The following is an 851-nucleotide window of genomic DNA, read 5'->3' as shown; positions in this document are numbered from 1 at the left end:
GTTACCGGTACTTGTTTGGCTGAAACAGGCAATAACGTGATTTGTGTGGATGTGAATGCAGCCAAAGTTCAGAAAATGCAAGAGGGAGAAATCCCTATTTATGAGCCAGGACTTGATGTTTTATTCCACAGGAATATTGCACAGGACAGGCTGACTTTCACAACAGATCTTGCTGCAGGAATCAAAGATGCCCAGATCATTTTTATGGCCCTGCCAACTCCTCCCGGAGGAGACGGAGCAGCAGACCTTTCTTATATACTTGGGGCGGCAAAGGACATTTCTAAACTGGTGACTGACTACAAGGTTATTGTAAATAAATCTACCGTGCCCGTAGGTACTGCTGATAAAGTGCAGGCAGTTTTTAAAGAAAACACTTCAGTGGAGATAGATGTGGTTTCTAACCCCGAGTTTTTACGTGAGGGTGTTGCCGTAGATGATTTTATGAAGCCTGACAGGGTGGTCATAGGAACAACAAGTGAGCGCGCTAAAAAACTGATGGCAGAATTGTACGGTCCTTATGTAAGACAGGGAAATCCGATTTTGTTTATGGATGAGCGTTCATCTGAATTGACGAAATATGCGGCTAATTCATTCCTGGCTACTAAAATTACTTTCATGAATGAGGTCGCTAATTTATGCGAGATCGTTGGTGCAGATGTGGATGCCGTACGTAAAGGTATTGGATCTGATGACCGTATAGGAAAGCGTTTCTTATTTCCTGGTATTGGTTATGGAGGAAGCTGCTTCCCTAAAGATGTTCAGGCCCTTGCTAAGGCTGCAGATGAGAACAGTTATGATTTTCAGATTCTGAAAGCTGTAATGGAAGTAAATGAAAGGCAAAAAACCATACT

The 851-nt window shown here is 42.8% G+C and carries 1 protein-coding gene; it reads left to right on the top strand.

The features are described from left to right. Nucleotides 1-851 (top strand): UDP-glucose dehydrogenase family protein (locus FA047_RS20365; RefSeq protein ID WP_225872810.1); only part of this gene is annotated, 851 nt, incomplete at both ends.

Origin of the sequence: Pedobacter frigoris (assembly GCF_005116445.1) — a bacterium.
Classification (GTDB): domain Bacteria; phylum Bacteroidota; class Bacteroidia; order Sphingobacteriales; family Sphingobacteriaceae; genus Pedobacter; species Pedobacter frigoris.
This window is presented reverse-complemented; position numbering and strand designations above follow the sequence as displayed.